This window comes from Vibrio sp. M260118 (genome assembly GCF_036533755.1).
Lineage (GTDB): Bacteria > Pseudomonadota > Gammaproteobacteria > Enterobacterales > Vibrionaceae > Vibrio.
On sequence record NZ_JATABG010000661.1, the window covers coordinates 1 to 747 of the forward strand.

Annotated in this window: 2 pseudogenes; both read left to right on the top strand. The window is 45.4% G+C overall.

The window, feature by feature from the left end:
- Positions 1 to 510, top strand: a pseudogene (locus QTO00_RS20375) (hypothetical protein); the annotation flags it as partial.
- Positions 504 to 747, top strand: a pseudogene (locus tag QTO00_RS20380) (BatD family protein); the annotation flags it as partial. The pseudogenes QTO00_RS20375 and QTO00_RS20380, both read left to right, overlap by 7 nt.

The window sequence follows — 747 nt, forward strand, 5'->3', positions numbered from 1 at the left end:
CAACAGCAACAGCAACAGCAACAGCAACAGCAACAGCAACAGCAACAGCAACAAAATGGGTCACAGCAAGACCAAGGTCAACAACAAAATGACTCAGGTCAGTCACAATCCAGCAGCCAAGACAACGCTTCTCAAGAACAACAGTCTTCGCGGGAAGAACCATCATCTAACGAGCAGCAATCTAAGCAAAAATCTGACTCTGAATCTTCTCAACAGAAAAATCAATCGGCTCAGCAAGAGCAAGAGCTCGACTCTGGGCAGTCACAGAGAGAAGGCCAACAACAACCTGAGTCTGACGCTATTTCACAGCAAAATTTAGAGCGAGAATCGGGATCAAGCGAAGACCAAGCACAAGCAGTTGCAAGTGACAATCAACAGCCTATTGACCCAGAGCTTCGGAAGTTACAGCAGGTTGAGAATGCCCGAGATCCTAGCCGCCTAATCCGTGCTCAAATGATACTTCAAGCGCAGCAAAAACAGGCTCCACAAGATACAGGTAAGAAATGGTAATGAACAAGCTAAACTCATTGAATGTGGCTTTATTCTCTCTAGTTCTCACATTAATCAGCCCATTTGCACTGGCAACCTCGGTGGTCGCGACAGTAAGCAAAAACAGCGTGGTGAAGAATGAAGTCTTTCAACTGCGTATTGTCGTGGATAAAAAAGTCTCGTCTAATGCTTTGGATTTTAGCGCTCTAGAAAAAGACTTTTTCATGGGGCGACCTAGTTTTGGTAGCTCGGTAAACA